Annotated in this window: 16 protein-coding genes; 5 read left to right on the forward strand and 11 right to left on the reverse strand. The window is 50.8% G+C overall.

Annotated elements, in window-relative coordinates:
* Window positions 1-35: 35 nt before the first annotated feature.
* Together Q0X64_RS05750 and ispB are read right to left on the reverse strand one after the other, a co-directional pair.
* A complete protein-coding gene (locus Q0X64_RS05750; protein ID WP_297809730.1) occupies window positions 36-1,121 on the reverse strand; it encodes an HD domain-containing phosphohydrolase in 1,086 nt (361 codons plus the stop codon).
* A 91-nt stretch (window positions 1,122-1,212) separates the two neighbouring features.
* Window positions 1,213-2,181, reverse strand: coding sequence for an octaprenyl diphosphate synthase (ispB, locus tag Q0X64_RS05755; RefSeq protein ID WP_297809733.1), 969 nt, complete (start codon window positions 2,179-2,181; stop codon window positions 1,213-1,215).
* Window positions 2,182-2,393: 212 nt separating this feature from the next.
* Between ispB and rplU the strand changes: the two genes are divergently transcribed.
* Together rplU and rpmA are read left to right on the forward strand one after the other, a co-directional pair.
* Complete coding sequence (rplU, locus tag Q0X64_RS05760; RefSeq protein WP_297809736.1) at window positions 2,394-2,705, forward strand: 50S ribosomal protein L21; 312 nt, start codon at window positions 2,394-2,396, stop codon at window positions 2,703-2,705.
* Between the two features lie 21 nt (window positions 2,706-2,726).
* Window positions 2,727-2,984, forward strand: coding sequence for a 50S ribosomal protein L27 (gene rpmA / locus Q0X64_RS05765; protein ID WP_297809739.1), 258 nt, complete (start codon window positions 2,727-2,729; stop codon window positions 2,982-2,984).
* 495 nt (window positions 2,985-3,479) lie between these two features.
* Here rpmA and Q0X64_RS05770 read toward each other — a convergent pair whose 3' ends face one another.
* From Q0X64_RS05770 to Q0X64_RS05800, 7 genes are all read right to left on the reverse strand, one after another.
* Complete coding sequence (locus Q0X64_RS05770; RefSeq protein WP_297809742.1) at window positions 3,480-4,277, reverse strand: ParB/RepB/Spo0J family partition protein; 798 nt, start codon at window positions 4,275-4,277, stop codon at window positions 3,480-3,482.
* Window positions 4,278-4,441: 164 nt separating this feature from the next.
* Window positions 4,442-4,708, reverse strand: coding sequence for a hypothetical protein (locus tag Q0X64_RS05775; RefSeq protein WP_297809745.1), 267 nt, complete (start codon window positions 4,706-4,708; stop codon window positions 4,442-4,444).
* Window positions 4,705-5,538: a hypothetical protein gene (locus Q0X64_RS05780; protein WP_297809747.1), complete on the reverse strand. Its 834-nt coding sequence runs from the start codon at window positions 5,536-5,538 to the stop codon at window positions 4,705-4,707. Before Q0X64_RS05780 ends, Q0X64_RS05775 begins: the two co-directional genes overlap by 4 nt.
* 2 nt (window positions 5,539-5,540) lie before the next feature.
* Window positions 5,541-6,191, reverse strand: a complete 651-nt coding sequence (locus Q0X64_RS05785) for a hypothetical protein (RefSeq protein ID WP_297809749.1) — start codon at window positions 6,189-6,191, stop codon at window positions 5,541-5,543.
* Window positions 6,184-6,477, reverse strand: coding sequence for a hypothetical protein (locus Q0X64_RS05790; RefSeq protein ID WP_297809752.1), 294 nt, complete (start codon window positions 6,475-6,477; stop codon window positions 6,184-6,186). The genes Q0X64_RS05785 and Q0X64_RS05790 overlap by 8 nt, the downstream gene beginning before the upstream one ends.
* A 498-nt stretch (window positions 6,478-6,975) precedes the next feature.
* A complete protein-coding gene (locus Q0X64_RS05795; protein ID WP_297809755.1) occupies window positions 6,976-7,518 on the reverse strand; it encodes a recombinase family protein in 543 nt (180 codons plus the stop codon).
* Window positions 7,519-8,390: 872 nt separating this feature from the next.
* Window positions 8,391-9,854 carry a tyrosine-type recombinase/integrase gene (locus tag Q0X64_RS05800; protein ID WP_297809758.1) on the reverse strand — a complete coding sequence of 488 codons (1,464 nt, stop codon included), beginning with the start codon at window positions 9,852-9,854 and terminating at the stop codon, window positions 8,391-8,393.
* 199 nt (window positions 9,855-10,053) lie between these two features.
* Here Q0X64_RS05800 and cgtA point away from each other — a divergent pair, with 199 nt between their 5' ends.
* A complete protein-coding gene (gene cgtA, locus Q0X64_RS05805; RefSeq protein WP_297809761.1) occupies window positions 10,054-11,100 on the forward strand; it encodes an Obg family GTPase CgtA in 1,047 nt (348 codons plus the stop codon).
* Window positions 11,101-11,105: 5 nt separating this feature from the next.
* Window positions 11,106-12,236, forward strand: a complete 1,131-nt coding sequence (proB, locus tag Q0X64_RS05810) for a glutamate 5-kinase (RefSeq protein WP_297809764.1) — start codon at window positions 11,106-11,108, stop codon at window positions 12,234-12,236.
* A 68-nt stretch (window positions 12,237-12,304) separates the two neighbouring features.
* On the opposite strand, the gene rpsT is transcribed toward proB, so the two are convergent.
* Window positions 12,305-12,565, reverse strand: a complete 261-nt coding sequence (rpsT, locus tag Q0X64_RS05815) for a 30S ribosomal protein S20 (RefSeq protein WP_297809767.1) — start codon at window positions 12,563-12,565, stop codon at window positions 12,305-12,307.
* 112 nt (window positions 12,566-12,677) lie between these two features.
* Between rpsT and Q0X64_RS05820 the strand changes: the two genes are divergently transcribed.
* Window positions 12,678-13,487, forward strand: a complete 810-nt coding sequence (locus tag Q0X64_RS05820) for an exodeoxyribonuclease III (protein ID WP_297809770.1) — start codon at window positions 12,678-12,680, stop codon at window positions 13,485-13,487.
* Between the two features lie 103 nt (window positions 13,488-13,590).
* On the opposite strand, the gene recQ is transcribed toward Q0X64_RS05820, so the two are convergent.
* Complete coding sequence (recQ, locus tag Q0X64_RS05825) at window positions 13,591-15,717, reverse strand: DNA helicase RecQ (protein ID WP_297809773.1); 2,127 nt, start codon at window positions 15,715-15,717, stop codon at window positions 13,591-13,593.
* Between the last annotated feature and the right edge of the window lie 203 nt (window positions 15,718-15,920).

Here is a 15,920-nt window from a genome sequence, read left to right on the forward strand (position 1 = left end):
CCGACGCTCAGGACAAAGCCTTTTACCAAACTTGCTTAAGCTGATTCGGCCTGCCGGGAAAAATGATCAAGGTGGGCGGCGCGGTATGCCAATACTTCGTCCATGATAGTGTCAAACAAATCGACCAGTGCCGGGTCGAAATGGCGGCCTTTCTGCTGATGCAGCAGGGCGATGGCCTCTTCAACCGGCCAGGCCTTTTTATAGGGGCGCTCCGAGGTCAGGGCATCAAACACATCACAGATGGCACAGATGCGACCTTCAATGGGAATCGCCTCGCCGGCGAGGCCATGGGGGTAACCACTGCCATCCCATTTTTCGTGATGGGTCAGGGCAATATTCCGGGCCATGGTTAACAGCGGGATATCCGTGCCTGCCAACAAATCAGCACCTATAGTGACATGGGATTTCATGATTTCCCATTCATCCGGATCCAGTTTGCCCGGTTTGAGCAGAATGCTGTCGGGAATGCCGATTTTACCGATATCGTGCATGGGCGCTGCCAGCAGAATATTATCGGCCTGCTCCGCACTGAGGCCGGCAGCACGGGCCAGCATTTGCGCAAAATGACTCATGCGCAGGATATGGTTGCCGGTTTCATTATCCTTGTATTCGGCGGCGCGGCCCAGCCGTCTGATGATCTCCAGCCGGCTCTGTTCCAGTTGTCGGGTGCGTTGCTGAACCTGCTGTTCCAGGGTCTCGTTTTGCAAGCGGATCTCTTTGTGCAACAGCCTGACTTCCAGCATGTTATGAATACGCTGCAGCACTTCCGCCTGGTCAAAAGGCTTGGTAATAAAGTCTTTGGCACCGTTGCTCAAGGCACGTTCACGGGTCTGGCTGGTGAGCTCGGCAGTCACCACCAGTACCGGCAAGTAGTCATTTTCGATTTCTGCCTGCAAGCCCGCCATCACATCAAACCCGTCCATATCGGGCATGCGGATATCAAGCACGATCAGATCAATTTCATTATCGAAATAAAGTGATTTAACTTCCTGGGGCCGGGTCGTCGAAAAAATGGCTGAATAGCCGGCGTGGCGCAGCATTTTTTCCAGCAGTTTGATATTCACCAGCTGATCATCGACCAGCAGAATATTGGCATTGAGAATGTCTTGCTTGGAAATCATACAACCACGACTATCATTATCAGCACAGGCCCACCCTGTCAGTGAAGCATTATCATAGCCATGTTATCGGTAAATATGAAAGTGGCTTGAATTAATAATCGCGATTAACAGAAAAATCGGCCAAGCCGATCAGGGCCTGCCTGTAGTCACTGTCTGGCAGGATTTCTAGGGCCGCCTTGGCATAAGCGACCTCCTGCGTGGCGGCGCGGGCGGTGTAGTCGATAGCCCCGGTTTCATTGATGATGCTGACAATGTCATCAATACGATCGCGTTCGCCTTTTTCAATGGCGTGACGGATGATAGCGGCTTGTGATTCATCCCCCTGACGCATGGCATAAATCAAAGGCAGAGTCGGCTTGCCTTCGGCCAGATCGTCGCCGATATTCTTACCGATGGTTTCACTGGACTGGCTGTAATCCAGCAGATCATCAACCAGCTGGAAAGCACTGCCCAGATGCATCGCGTACAAGGCCATGGCGTTTTCAATGTCCGGGGATGCATCAGAAATGACCGCACCTAACTGACCGGCCGCTTCAAACAGTTTGGCCGTTTTGTGGTGGATGACTTCCAGGTAACGCGACTCGGTCGTATCAGCATCATGGCAGTTAAGCAGTTGCAACACTTCGCCTTCGGCGATGATATTGGTGGTGTGTGACAGGATATGCATCAGCCGCATCGATTCCATTTCCACCATCATTTCGAAAGAGCGTGTGTAGAGAAAGTCGCCGACCAATACGCTGGCTTCATTGCCCCACAGGTTATTGGCGGTTTCCTGGCCACGGCGCATTTCGGAATTATCCACCACATCGTCATGCAGCAGGGTAGCGGTATGAATAAACTCAATGATGGTAGCCAGGTTGATATGTTTATCAGCCTGATAGCCGCAGGCTCTGGCACTGAGAATGGCAATCGCCGGGCGCAGGCGTTTACCACCGCTGTTGATGATGTAGGTGCCGAGCTGGTTGATCAGTGCCACATCGGATTGCAGCCTTGCCTGGATCAGCTTATCGACTGCGGCCAGGTCGTCTTGTATCAGGGAGTAAATGGATTGTATATCCACAGCGCCAGAATCTGCCTATAATATGGTTTGTTAAAACGCGTACTTTCTCATGCACGGGACATGCGCGCAAATATTAAGCGCTGGCTGCAGAGGCTGTGATCTGACAAATCTGCAGGCAAGGATATTCTGATTTGATCTCCTATAAGAAAGGCGCTACAATCTCCCGTCTTTTGTTGGGTAACCTGCATTAATTAATTCTATTGGAGACAGCGATGTACGCTATTGTCGCGACAGGCGGTAAACAGTACCGGGTTAAAGAGGGCGAAAAGCTCCGCGTTGAGAAATTGAATGCTGAAGCCGGTGAAACGGTAGAACTGGATAAAGTGCTGCTGGTAGGTGAAGGTGACGATGTGAAAGTGGGCGCACCTTACCTGGATGGCGCCAAAGTGACTGCGAAAGTCGCTGCCAACGGTCGTGGCGATAAAGTCAAAATCGTCAAATTCCGTCGCCGTAAGCACAGCCGCACACAGATGGGGCACCGTCAGGCTTACACTGAAATCGAAATTACAGGCATTTCAGCCTAAGACTGTTAAAGAGGTTTAATCATGGCTCATAAGAAAGCTGGTGGTAGTACGCGTAACGGACGCGATTCCGAGTCGAAACGACTGGGCGTGAAACGCTACGGCGGTCAGGTCGTTACTGGTGGCAACATTATCGTTCGCCAACGTGGTACACGTTATCACGCAGGCCGTAACGTTAGTATCGGTAAAGATCACACTTTGTTTGCAACCGCTGAAGGTAAAGTATTGTTTGAGACCAAAGGTCCGCACAAACGCACCTTCGTCAGTGTTGTTGCTGACTAAAATATTTTGTTAGCCCGTTGGGGCAAACAGCCGAAAGCCCCGCTGATGCGGGGTTTTTTGTTTCTGGCGTATGAGTTATATAGACGACTAAATGGCTGACTATTAACTGGAGTTGAGCTTTTTCAACTGTTCCCGCGAGTGTTAAACTTAGTACAGTTTTATACTAAAAGTTAGTACAGTAATTACTGACTAAAAGTTAGTACAGTAATTACTGAGCAATTCACCACCCGCGCGACATTGGAGGGCATCAATGACTGTCACCATTAAAATACAGAAAAGCACTGCGGATTTGCGCAAGGAAATATGGGTAAAGAATGATATGTACCCTTACCCTGCGTATCTGACCTTGCTGGAAATTCTAGGTCTACCCGTTTAACCGCCAACAAACCTGTACCTGGTGTACACGTTTTGATGCGGAAGATAACGACGGGACCCCCCGTTAAGACTAGGTTCCCGCCGATTTCATCAGTGTTCATAATGAAACACTATGGTGAACTAGAAGTCCTCGTCAGCATCCCACAGTGACAATGACCAGCGCTTCATCTCGCCCTCCGCACCGCATGACTTCAAGTGGTCATTCAGCCTCTCCGCGAGTGCCGCCACAATCATCTCTTGAACGTCGACAGGGTGCTTAACGATGGATTCGCCGATGTTGTAAGCGATTGATGCCGCAAAAGGTGCTGTTGGCGCATCCTCTTGTCCATCGTCGTCGGGCTGCTTTGCGTAAATCTTCCAGTTCGCCAGCTTCTTGGGTAACTCTCCTCCGTTACTGCGCTTGAGCTTGCAGATTACCTTGTTGAAGTTCGAAGCCGTACCCGCGCTGATCCCGAAGGTTTGCGCCATGTGCTTCACGGTTGGTGCTTCTTCGATACGCTCAAGACGGCACCTCTCCACCCAGGCGGCTTCAATACGCTCTGCGGCGGTGTAGCCCAGCTTACCGCGAGAGTTCTCCTTGAAGACCTTCGCCAGGGCCTCGTGAGGTGTCTCTGCCTGAATAACTACGCAGGGTAACTTACGGTTCGCTCTTCGCTTTGCTTCTTCGTATGCCTGAAGCCTGTGGTGCCCATCAACGACGAAGTACTTATCATTGAGCGGGTCTTTCCATACTTTGATTGGCTCAAGTTCGTGCTTAGTGTCTGCTTTCAGGTACTCAGTAAGCTCCTCCAGTTGCTGCTCGATCTGCTTCTTCCTTCTGTGCACTTTTCGCAGCTCATTAGCGTAAGGGTTCCTTGCCTGGAATCGGTACTCATCAATGTGTATGTCCTTACGGAGTAAACCAAACCTTCTAGCCACACCATCTCCACTTAGTTCTCGGGTTGTGTCGCTGTTTGTTATGGCGTCTCAGTTGCTTCATTAGACGTTTGAACTGCTGTTTAGCTCTAGCTAGTTCATCTGCCGTTTTTGACATGCATCCTCCTGGAGGAGGTACGCACTCGGCGTACCCCTCGATTGTTGGTCTATTGGTTACGCCAGTCCGTTTGGCTGGTATCGATATCTAGAAACGCGAGAGGCATCTTTTCCATGTAATAATCGAAGAACTTTGGGTTCTCCTTGTCTGCTATGAGCTGGCCGTTCTCGTCAACGACCACGCCAAACACCTCCCTGATGCCATGCTCTAGGCTCTCCCTGAAAAAATCGATGGGGAGTCGATTGGTGACTCCCTCATCTTGTGCCCGGTGGGTCATATAAGCGTAGAGGCGGACAGTGGCTAGCTCGATATTCATGGTCTGTACTTCGCTAGCTGGCGCCTGTTCCAATCGGCGTAATTGCGCAGGATGTCATGCCAGACACTGAGGTCACGAGTGGTGACATACTCCATGATGGTCGATTGGTACTGGGTTTTGCCTTGCCCGTTTACGAATTCCGCAAAGCCCGGGTGATGCTCTTCTGTAAGACCAACTTCGGTCAGATAGTCATAGACTTGGCTTTCCATCGCAGCAATAGACGCTGATGCTGCCTCATAGACCTGCTCAGTGGAAACGCCACTAGATGGGTCGACATACTTCCCAATGTCTTCTAATTGAAGCCCACCCTTGGCGGCATACTCAGCGACTGCAGAAAGCACAGCAGACGATCCCAGGGTCTCATTCAGGCCCTGTATGGTCGACTCTACCTCTTCACCCATGCTCACCACGACACCGCTCTCAGAGCTTTCCTGAGGCTGCCGTTCATTGCTTGCTGGTTGGTTCTGAGGCAATTCAAAATAGGCACCGTTTCCATCCTTGCCGACATACCCCATCTGATGGGCTGCTTGTAGTGTGGTCTGAAAGCCGTCCACCGTAACAAGCGTTTTATCATTCAGCTCCTGCGCACGGCTTCCCCATGATGTCTGAGCTGTGGCAAGAACACCTTTACTTTCATCTTTGGGATTGAATGAGTCGGCCGTGTTATGTGACTGAATGCCCAGTGACTCGCTTTGCCCTGAAGTAACTCGTTGGGTCTCGGGATTTACCTTAACTGCCTCGCTGGGCTGCGGGCTTTCTTCTGCTGATGCTGAACCGAATTGAACACTCGTTGTTTTCCCGGTTGAGTTGATTTGTGGTTCGTCTGACATGATTATTCCTCTTTGTAAATTTTGAATGATTCGCACCGGACGCTTCTAGCTAGTTGGCGCTGGCGCTCTTCTTCCTGTTTAAAGGTGATGATTGCCTTGGCTGTGAAGTCGCCAAGTAGCTCGGATAGATGTGCTCCGATTTCTCTGATGAGTGACGGGGTGGGGGAGTCGTAACGCCCGTTTGCTTTCCGTCTTCTGGGAGCTAGTGACAAAACGGTATTACCGATAGCCATCTCCAGGCCCCTCGGTGAACCTAGTTGTGGATACCTGCCGTTGTCTCTGATGAGGGAAATAGCTAAGACGTTGGAAAGCACCTGGCGCGGCTTAACCTGCTGTACGAAGAGATTCGCCACTAGCTTGTTACCTGGAACGTCGTATCCTTCGCCAGCTTTCATGAGCCACATTTCAATGGATTCTTCCAGCAGTGTTACTGCGGGGTGCTTCCAGTTGCAGCTCAAGAAGTGCTCGGCCTGGTTGAATGCTTCACGGTTGTCTGTGCGTTTGATTGGATGCCCGGTCGGGTCACCATGACGGCTTTGTCTTTTGGTATGACTTGAACAGAACCTGGAGACTCCTCGTCTATATGACGGGCACCCGTTGATGTTGCAAGGTAACCTCTGGTTCTCATCTGCTTTTTGGAGGTGACTAGTCATCCGTCTCATCCTCCTTGGCAGGGCCGAGACTGAACTCTTCGAAGTCTTCAAGTTCGACTTCCTGAAGGGGCTGGAGGCCTCTAATCAGGCCATCTTTACCTCCTGAGGTGTAGATGCCGTTATCCATAAGAAACATCCTGGCTACAGCCATCGTCGCAGCACTTACGGGTTCATTCGTTTTCTGTAGTTCGCTCAAAAGGCGCGCTGTGAGTGTTCTGTGTAGCGCCCACAGCTTCTCCCGAGGTGTTTCGGGTGGTGGGCTTAAAGGTTCTGTGTCTTGTTGCATGTTGAATCCTGTATATGTTGAGAAACACCCCACCTCGCAGACACACGCGAAGAATTCACGCCACGCAGCCGTAAGCCAGCCTGAGATACTGCTGTGGCTAACATTCAGCGGTTTCAGTCAGTTCGGCGCGTAGACAAAAAGAAGTGGCTCCGGCGGTGACCTGGAGGCGGGGCGTCGGACAGTTTGGTTTTTGTCCTAAAGTGAGGGAGCCTTTCTACGAGGTCTCCATAGCAATGAGGGAGCCTCAAGATGTTGAGGGCGTGGGAATGCCCCAGATATGGGAAGAAAGGCATTAAAAACAGATGCCTAACGATATATCCAGCTGTATAAAGCGGTCAACCGTAAGCTAGCATCTCATCTCCACAACAAGGAGATAAATATGCTGATTAAGATTTGGAAGTTTGAAGTTGAGCTAACAAGGACACACTTATATCTTGCTGTGCCGTTTTTGGGCCAGGCCTGCCTGACTACAGATGGAGACCTGACCCTGAACCGGGCTTAGGCTTCGGCTTTGATCCTTTGGACTGTCGAGGGGCTTATCCCAAGCTTCTCGGCAGTCTTGCGGATTGACACTTTCTGAGCCAGTAACTCCATCACTGCATCCCTACTCACGGAGTTTGGTCGTCCTTTGTATTTGCCAGCGACTTTGGCTTTTTGGATACCTTCTCGTTGACGCTCCAGCATCATTGAACGCTCGAACTGATAAACAGCCCCCAAGAGATCCAACATAAGTTTTTGCATTGGGTCGTTCTTGCCAGTGAATGTGAGGTTCTCTTTCATGAATTGGACGCTAACGCCTTTCTGATTGATCTGCTTGATTAGCCCATTGAGGTCGTCCAGGTTCCTGGCCATGCGTGAGATGTCGTGGACATATACTTCATCTCCCTCTCTTACGTAATCCAAAAGCGCAATAAGTTGTGGTCTGTTTGTATTACTACCGGAGCATTTGTCTTCAAATACCTTATCCAGCTCAACACCATCTAGCTGTCTCTCGGTGTTTTGATCTATGGTTGATACCCGTTTGTATCCAACACGTTTCATGAATACCTCCTGTACCGATTTAAGTCTATGATGTTTAGAATGTAACGTAACGATAAATATAAATCAACTTAAATGCATACGATTTGTGTATTCATCTCGCTGTGTGCTTTGAGCATACATCTAGTCACGCTGCGAATATACGCGCGCGTATACCTTTAAGGTACAGATAAACCGCTGATATCAGGGGTTTAGAAAGATTTTAAGGCTTGGTAGAGAGCTAGCTTCAAAAGCCTATAATTTGATTTGACATTGCTGTGATGCAGTCATGGCAACGGGTGCAGAGTCGTAAAGAGAATAAAGTGAGAAGTTATCCACAAAATGTGCACAATTTATGTGCAAGGATTCACTTGCCATCGCTTCAAAAGCACATTATCTTGTGGTTAGATGTTTTCAAGGCCACAACTAGTAGTGGTTTAGTTTTTTTTGATCTTGCGGCCGGTTCTGGAGGTTTGGTGACTGCAAGCAGCGAATCAAGTTGGCAGATACAAAAGAAAAGCCACGAGTGCGCGAACACCCGTGGCCTGTTGGTTAACAAGGCTACACGACGATCCTTGTTACCATCTTGTACTATTAGTTTCACAGCAATAATAGTATCGCTAATAGTACACCCTAAAAAGCAGTCGTCAACTATAATTGACGGAGGTGGCCTATGGCGGGTTTATGTAATTGCCCTGTGCCTGTCCGTGAATATACTCGAGAACGCTTCGGCAGGACTGAGTATGTTTGCGCGCACTGCCGCAGTTTACCTAGCTAGGTAATGATGATGGGAGGCTGCTCTGTTGGCCTCCCATCTTTTCAAGGATGGTCGACGGGGGAACTTAAGGCCTTCCTATATGCAAATGACCTCTCGAAAATCTCTAACCAAAAATCCGTCAGTATCTCTCCAAGTAATACTTGATGAGCTGTTCAACAGCTTGGTCGACCTGCACTCCTTGCTCCATCTTTAAAAGCCACTCTTCTTGTTTACGCAGAGAGACACCTTGTCCGTACATCGGGGCTTTGTGACCGAGGAGTTTGTCGGTAATAAAGCCAGGCATCTCGGATTCTCTAGCGATGTCCTCAAAGCGATGTCGGAAAGAGTGATAGGTGTATTGCTTCAAGTGATCCCCAAACAACTCTCGTTTGAACTTTGAGAACAGCCAAGAGCCTCTTATACCTCGCCCCCTGGCACCATCTGTATTAGGAATTAGCATCCCATCGTTACTGTTCTCTATTAATCTGGCGAGGAGTGGCTTCAGCCGGGGGTGAAGAGCAATCTCTCTAACCGTTGCTTGGTTTTTGCCTCTGGTTATGTTGATTTTGATGATGTTGTCTAGCTCAATGTCATCAAGTGTTAGTTCAGCAATCTCGGAAATCCGTATGCCAGAGAACAGGCCAACTAATGTGTAGGGGATTAATGTCTCCTTAAACTCGTTGTCATCCCTAATTAATGCTTCACAAAGCTCTACCACCTGTGAGTTCTTCCAAGGGTATCTTGTCTTTTCCTTACCTGTGTTACTCTCTGTGATGTCTTTCCTGCGACCAGTCCACGGGTTCGACCTCGTCATTAGATGTCGCTCTCCGTAACTCCATATAGCGTCTAGATCTGAGATGACATCCCTTTTGGATTTCACCTTTAATTTTTTGTCTAGGTTGAGGTCTTGAACGAATTCTGAAGCCTCCTTAGGAGAAACTTCTGTGACTACTTTGTCGGAGCCTAAAAACTTAATTAGCCGTCGAGAGTGTCGTGCCTTTTTCTCTTTTGTCTTAAGTGGAAATCCCTGGTTGGCTTCGATGTATTTGTCGGTTAACGTCCCTATAGTAATGAAGCCCCCGGCTGAGTATAGGGCTTTGCTATACGCTCTCTCTTCCTCATCAGTAAGTCTTGGCTTACCAGCTAGATGGTCTAAGAGGGTGTCATAACCCACATCAATATTTGCTCTGTAAGACTCTGCCTGCTCAAGGTCACCTCGTTTCATTGCTGCATCTGCAAGTTCTCCTTGGAGGGTGACCTCCGTGGCTATATTGGTGAAGAGGCTAGTGGGTGGTCGTTTGCCAGTAGCTTCTGATATGGCCTCTAGGACACCAGATGTATCCGCTAAAATCTCAGCTAAACTGAGTTTGCTACTTGGGGATAGTTCTACATTCGCATCAATGATAATTTTGAAAAGCTGACGACACTTAGCCACCGCTAGGTCTCGCTTCCCCATTGCTTCATCCAGATGGCGAGTTTGTAAAGAACCAGTAATAAACTCTTGTTCTTTTAGGTATAATTCACGAACTCTTTTTGGAACTGGAAGTTGCAGGTGAAAGACCTTACCTCTTTGTTTGAGGTATGCGTTATCTGTTTTTCTCATCTTCCTCATGTCACGGCTCACAAAAGTTAGTACAGTAAAGTTAGTACAAAACAAGCTGTAATCGCAACAATGTAACAGTTTCAGTTAGTTAAGTTCAGTCGAAAACCCGCTGATGCGGGGTTTTTTGTTTCTGTCATATTGAAATGATCAGTAAAAGCGCTGTATCCGCTTAGCCGGAAAATAAAGACGGGTTGAAACAATGAAATTTGTAGACGAGGCGAAAATCAAGGTTCTGGCTGGTGCCGGTGGCAATGGCGCCTTAAGTTTTCGTCGCGAAAAATATATTCCTTTTGGCGGCCCCGATGGCGGGGACGGTGGTGATGGCGGCGACGTCTATCTGGTGGCCGACACCCAGGTCAACACCCTCATCGACTTCCGCTATCAGCGCCAGTTCAAGGCTGAGCGCGGTGAAAACGGTCGAGGCAGTCTTTGCAGCGGCGCGCGTGGTGACGATCTGATTATCAAGGTGCCGGTGGGCACTGAAGCCTGGGATGATGATACCGATGAACTGATCGGTGATCTGACCGAAGCAGGTCGTAAACTGCTGGTGGCCAAGGGCGGCTGGCATGGGCTGGGTAACGCCCGCTACAAATCCAGCGTTAACCGTGCGCCGCGCCAGACTACCAATGGCACGCCCGGTGAAGAACGAAGCCTGCGGCTGGAAATGAAACTGCTGGCCGATGTCGGCTTGCTGGGTCTGCCCAATGCCGGTAAATCCACTTTTATCAGTCAGGTGTCAGCAGCGCAGCCCAAAGTCGCCAATTATCCCTTTACCACGCTCTATCCCAACCTGGGCGTCGTCACACTGAAAGATGTGCGCAGCTTTGTCATTGCCGATGTGCCCGGCCTGGTAGAGGGCGCAGCCGAAGGCGCCGGTCTGGGGATTCAGTTCCTGCGCCATCTGACCCGCACTCGTCTGTTACTGCATTTAGTGGATATGGCACCGCTGGACGTGGATCAGGATCCGGTGGAAAGTGTTGAGACCATTAACCGCGAGCTGGAACAGTACAGTGAAGCCCTGGGTAGTCAGGAGCAATGGCTGGTCCTGAACAAGATGGATCTGGTGCCGGAAGATATCCGCGATGAGCTATGCCAGGAAGTCATTGACAGACTGGGGTGGCAGGGTAAGGTATATCGCATCAGTGGCCAGAGCGGTGAGGGCTGTGATGCATTGTGTGATGATGTCATGACCTACCTGGAACAGCGTATGGAACAAGAACAGGCTGCGAGCGATAACAAGGAATAAAACACGTGATCGAACCTCACCAGCAGCTTATTGATACCAAACGCTGGGTCATCAAGATTGGCAGCGCACTGCTGACCCGTCCGGGTGAAGGGCTGGATATCGAGCGTATTCGCTGGCTCAGTGGTGAAATTGCCGAGCTGCGCCGCCAGGGTAAGGAAGTGGTGCTGGTTACCTCCGGTTCGGTGGCTGCCGGCATGCAACAACTCGGCTGGCAGCGCCGACCCCACGAAATTCATCACTTGCAGGCGGCAGCCAGTGTCGGCCAGATGGGCTTGGTGAATGCCTATGCCACCGAGTGTGGCAAGCATGGTATCCAGACTGCCCAGATCCTGCTGACCCATTCCGACCTCTCCGATCGTGGACGTCACCTTAATGCCCGCAGTGCCCTGCACACGTTGCTGGATCTGGATATCCTGCCGGTGGTCAATGAGAACGACACCATTGCCACCGAAGAGATCCGCTTCGGTGATAACGATACCCTGGCAGCGATGACGGCCAATCTGGTGGAAGCCGATGTGCTGGTGATCCTGACCGATCAGGATGGCTTGTTCGACTCCGATCCCCGCACCAACCCCGATGCCAGAATGATTGCCGCTTCTGCGGCCAGTAATGAAGCACTGGATCAAATGGCCGGTGACAGTAAGGGCGAATTGGGCCGAGGTGGTATGACCACCAAATTACAGGCTGCCCGGCGCGCAGCCCGCTCCGGTGCCTATACCGTGATTTTGTCCGGTAAATACGCGGATAACCTGCGTCATCTGGCGGCCGGCAACGGGGTTGGCACATTGCTCTGGCCTGATAATAAACCGATTACCGCGCGCCAGCAGTGGCTGGTGGGGCATTTGGTGCCCAAAGGTCAACTGGTGCTGGATGAAGGCGCGGTGGCCGTGATCCGTGAGCAGGGCCGTAGTGTGTTACCGGTAGGGGTGAAACATGTGGAAGGCAAGTTTACCCGGGGAGAACTGGTGATTTGCCGTGATCCCAGTGGCAGGGAAGTCGCACGGGGACTGGCGAATTACAATGCGGATGAAGCACAGCGCATCAAAGGTCACGCCAGTAGTGAAATAGAATCTTTGTTGGGCTATGTCGATGAACCGGAATTAATTCACCGCGATAATCTGGTGGTAACGGGCTAAGCCCCAGACGACAGGCATAAAAAAACCGGCAAGCAGCCGGTTTTTTTGTGAGCAATAAATGCTCTGTATTACATTGCGCGAACAGCGTTGTTCAGACGACTTTTGCCGCGGGCAGCAGTATTCTTGTGAATAATACCTTTGCGAGCCATGCGGTCCATCTGCGGAACAGCAGCTTGGAAAGCAGCAACAGCTTTTTCTTTATCACCAGCTGCAATTGCTTTTCTCAGTGCTTTGATGCTGGTACGCATCGCTGAACGTTGGCTGGCGTTGCGCTGACGATGAACTTCCGCTTGACGCGCGCGTTTTCTTGCTTGTGCCGAGTTTGCCAAAGTGCTTCTCCTAAAAAATTCTACTATCAATAATTGATGAACCGGCCATTATCCTGATTTTCATAGCCTTTGTAAATGGTATGATGTGAAAATTTTAAGCTCAGGGAAATTTATGCGCATCATCACCGTCAACGTCAATGGTATTCGCGCCGCAGCACGTAAAGGCTTCTTTGACTGGCTGCTCAAGCAGAATGCCGATGTGGTCTGTATTCAGGAAACCAAGGCCCAGGTCCATCAGCTGGAAGACGCCGTTTTCACGCCGCAAGGATATCACTGTTATTACCACGATGCTGAGAAAAAAGGTTATAGCGGGGTGGCCCTGTATTGCCGCACTGAACCAGACGAAGTGATTGTGGGCATGGACAATCCCGAATTTGACGTTGAGGGCCGTTATATTGAGGCACGTTTCGGCAAATTGAGCGTCATTTCGCTGTATATGCCGTCGGGCTCATCCAAGGAAGAGCGCCAGCAGGTCAAATATCGCTGCATGGATTTCTTCGAAGACAAAATGCAGGCAATGAAAGACTCCGGCCGCGATGTGGTGATCTGCGGTGACTGGAATATCGCCCACAAAAACGAAGATATCCGCAACTGGAAAGGCAACCAGAAAAACTCCGGTTTCCTGCCTGAAGAACGCGCCTGGCTGGATAAGCTGTTTGATGAGATGGGCTTTATCGACGCCTTCCGCGAACTGCCGCAGGAAGAGCATCAATATACCTGGTGGTCGAACCGGGGGCGGGCCTGGGATAACAACGTGGGATGGCGGATCGACTACCATATCCTGTCACCGTCAATGAAAGACACGGTCAAAGCCACCGAGATTTATCAGGCCGAGCGTTTTTCCGATCATGCACCGCTCACCATTGATTATGACTATGAGATTGAATCTCACGCTCAGCATAAGACCCACCTGTCATCCTGAGCAAGAGCCGAAGGATCTCGCTCCAAAGCCTGGGAAAGGTGCCTCCATTGCAGTCGGCATGACACCATTACTGGTCTACGACAAGTCGCTATACAGGGAGGCCCTACTGCAGTGAAGCTTGAACACAGCGGATAATGCCGTAGTAGTATGTTTCATCGAGGGCCTGATGCACCGCCTTCAGGCTCTCGGCTTTTTCTCCCAGAGACTCGATGGTGACGACGATTTCATTGAGTTGCTTGTCTTCCAGCCCCAGCACCTGTTTGACATCCAACAGGCCAGCACTGATGCCGTCTGATAAATGGCTGTAGACCGTGCTTGGTTTCAATTCTCTGTCGGCTGCAATCTGCGCCGGGTTCAGACCCTGCTCATGCATCATGAGCGTCTGATTGACGGTATCGCTCAAACCATTATTGAGCAGTTCAGACAAGGGATGCGCCTCAATCACCTTGAGAAAGGGCCGGCCGTAATGTTCCAGCTTTTGCTTGCCGATCCCGGAAATACGCTGCATGGCTTCCATATCGGCAGGCCGGTACTGGCACATTTCCAGCAGCGTCGAATCATGGAAAATCACATAGGGCGGTACGCCATTGTCCTTGGCGATATCTGAACGCAGCGTTCGCAACGCTTCCCACAGCGCTTCATCCTGAGGGCGCACCGTTGTTTTTTTCTTGCCGGTTTTGGCAGCCGCCTGTTTTTGCTGTTGCTTGCGTAAATGCAACGTCTGTTTGCCATGGAGCAAGGCCCGGCACTTTTCGGTTAAACGCAAAGCCCCGTATCGGTTGATATCAATATCCAGGTATCCGGTTGCCACCAGTTGCCGGAATATGCCCCGCCACTGCGTGGCATTCAGCTCGGTGCCAATAGCAAAGGTGCTGATTTGATCATGCTGATTGTGTTTGATGCGCTCATCCTCATTGCCCAGCAGCACATCAATCAGATAGTTGACGCCAAAACGCTGGCCGGTTCGAAACACACAGGACAAGGCTTTTTGGGCGATTTCGGTGGCATCAAACTGTTCCGGTGGATTGACGCAATTATCGCACTGACCGCATTTTTGCGGGGCATCCTCGTCAAAGTAAGCGAGCAGGGCATGGCGGCGGCAGGTAATCAGTTCGCATAAACCCAGCATCGCTTCCAACTTGTGATGCTCGACGCGTTTAACCATCTCCGGCGCATCGGAGTCCTGCATAAACTGGCGCAAAGTAATCACATCCTGCAGGCCGTAGGCCATCCAGGCGTTGGCGGGCAGACCGTCGCGACCGGCGCGGCCGGTTTCCTGGTAATAAGCCTCGATATTCTTGGGCAAATTCAGATGCGCCACAAAGCGTACATCAGGTTTATCAATGCCCATACCAAAGGCAATAGTGGCCACGATAATCACGCCTTCCTCGCGCAAAAAGCGTTGCTGGGTATGAGCCCGTAACTCTGCCGATAACCCGGCATGATAGGGCAGAGCGGTGCGGCCCTGCTGTTGCAGCCAGTCCGCCGTGGCTTCGACTTTTTTGCGCGACAGGCAATAAACAATACCGGCGTCATTAGCATGCTGGCTCTCGATAAACTGCCATAACTGTTGCCGGGCCTGACGTGCCTCGGCAATTGAGTAGAAAATATTGTCGCGGTCAAAGCTGTTGAGGTAGACCTCAGCCTGCTGCAGATTGAGTTGCTCGATAATCTCGCCGCGGGTGCGTTTATCAGCGGTGGCCGTCAGCGCAATGCGGGGAATAGTGGGGAAACGTTCATGCAGGATGCGCAGTTGCTGATATTCGGGGCGAAAATCATGGCCCCATTGAGATACGCAGTGCGCTTCATCAATGGCAAACAGTGAGATAGTCAGTCGATCCAACAAGCTCAGCATGCGCTGACTCAGCAGCCGCTCCGGTGCCACATACAAGAGATCAATCTTGCCTGCTTCAAGCCGAGCCTCGACCTCATTCATCTCGTTGATCGACAGGCTGGAATTCAGAAACGCCGCCTGAATGCCGAGTTCCTGCAAAGCCACTACCTGATCCTGCATCAGGGCAATCAGGGGAGAGACCACCACGGCGGCGCCGGGGCGAACCAAAGCGGGGATTTGATAGCAAAGCGACTTACCGCCACCGGTGGGCATCAATACCAGCGCATCGCCACCGTTGATCACCTGCTCGACAATGGCGGCCTGATTATGGCGGAATTGGTCGTAACCAAAGACGTTTTGCAGCACTTCCTGTGCAGTTTGTCCTTTAATATCCATAGCAATTCAAAAACTGGCAAAGCGCCATTATGGCAAATTCGAGTTTGTTTATCTTCGATGACCTAGCAGTTTCGCCTTGTGGGCGAGTCAGGGCTTTTGCGCCATGCCCCTAACAAGCAAAGGGCGTGCTACTTGTCAGCATAAACGGGGCATTTTGGCGAAGCGAAATTAAAGTTAGGGTGAAACGCTGCACCTTGATTCTT

The sequence above is a fragment of the uncultured Methylophaga sp. genome (genome assembly GCF_947259025.1).
Lineage (GTDB): Bacteria > Pseudomonadota > Gammaproteobacteria > Nitrosococcales > Methylophagaceae > Methylophaga.

Coding starts and splice junctions, on each gene's coding strand:
- rplU (WP_297809736.1), top strand. CDS start 2,394: ATGTACGCTATTGTCGCGACAGGCGGTAAACAGTACCGGGTTAAAGAG.
- recQ (WP_297809773.1), bottom strand. CDS start 15,717: ATGGATATTAAAGGACAAACTGCACAGGAAGTGCTGCAAAACGTCTTT.
- Q0X64_RS05775 (WP_297809745.1), bottom strand. CDS start 4,708: ATGAATATCGAGCTAGCCACTGTCCGCCTCTACGCTTATATGACCCAC.
- cgtA (WP_297809761.1), top strand. CDS start 10,054: ATGAAATTTGTAGACGAGGCGAAAATCAAGGTTCTGGCTGGTGCCGGT.
- Q0X64_RS05790 (WP_297809752.1), bottom strand. CDS start 6,477: ATGCAACAAGACACAGAACCTTTAAGCCCACCACCCGAAACACCTCGG.
- Q0X64_RS05795 (WP_297809755.1), bottom strand. CDS start 7,518: ATGAAACGTGTTGGATACAAACGGGTATCAACCATAGATCAAAACACC.
- Q0X64_RS05800 (WP_297809758.1), bottom strand. CDS start 9,854: ATGAGAAAAACAGATAACGCATACCTCAAACAAAGAGGTAAGGTCTTT.
- Q0X64_RS05780 (WP_297809747.1), bottom strand. CDS start 5,538: ATGTCAGACGAACCACAAATCAACTCAACCGGGAAAACAACGAGTGTT.
- Q0X64_RS05750 (WP_297809730.1), bottom strand. CDS start 1,121: ATGATTTCCAAGCAAGACATTCTCAATGCCAATATTCTGCTGGTCGAT.
- Q0X64_RS05785 (WP_297809749.1), bottom strand. CDS start 6,191: ATGACTAGTCACCTCCAAAAAGCAGATGAGAACCAGAGGTTACCTTGC.
- Q0X64_RS05820 (WP_297809770.1), top strand. CDS start 12,678: ATGCGCATCATCACCGTCAACGTCAATGGTATTCGCGCCGCAGCACGT.
- rpmA (WP_297809739.1), top strand. CDS start 2,727: ATGGCTCATAAGAAAGCTGGTGGTAGTACGCGTAACGGACGCGATTCC.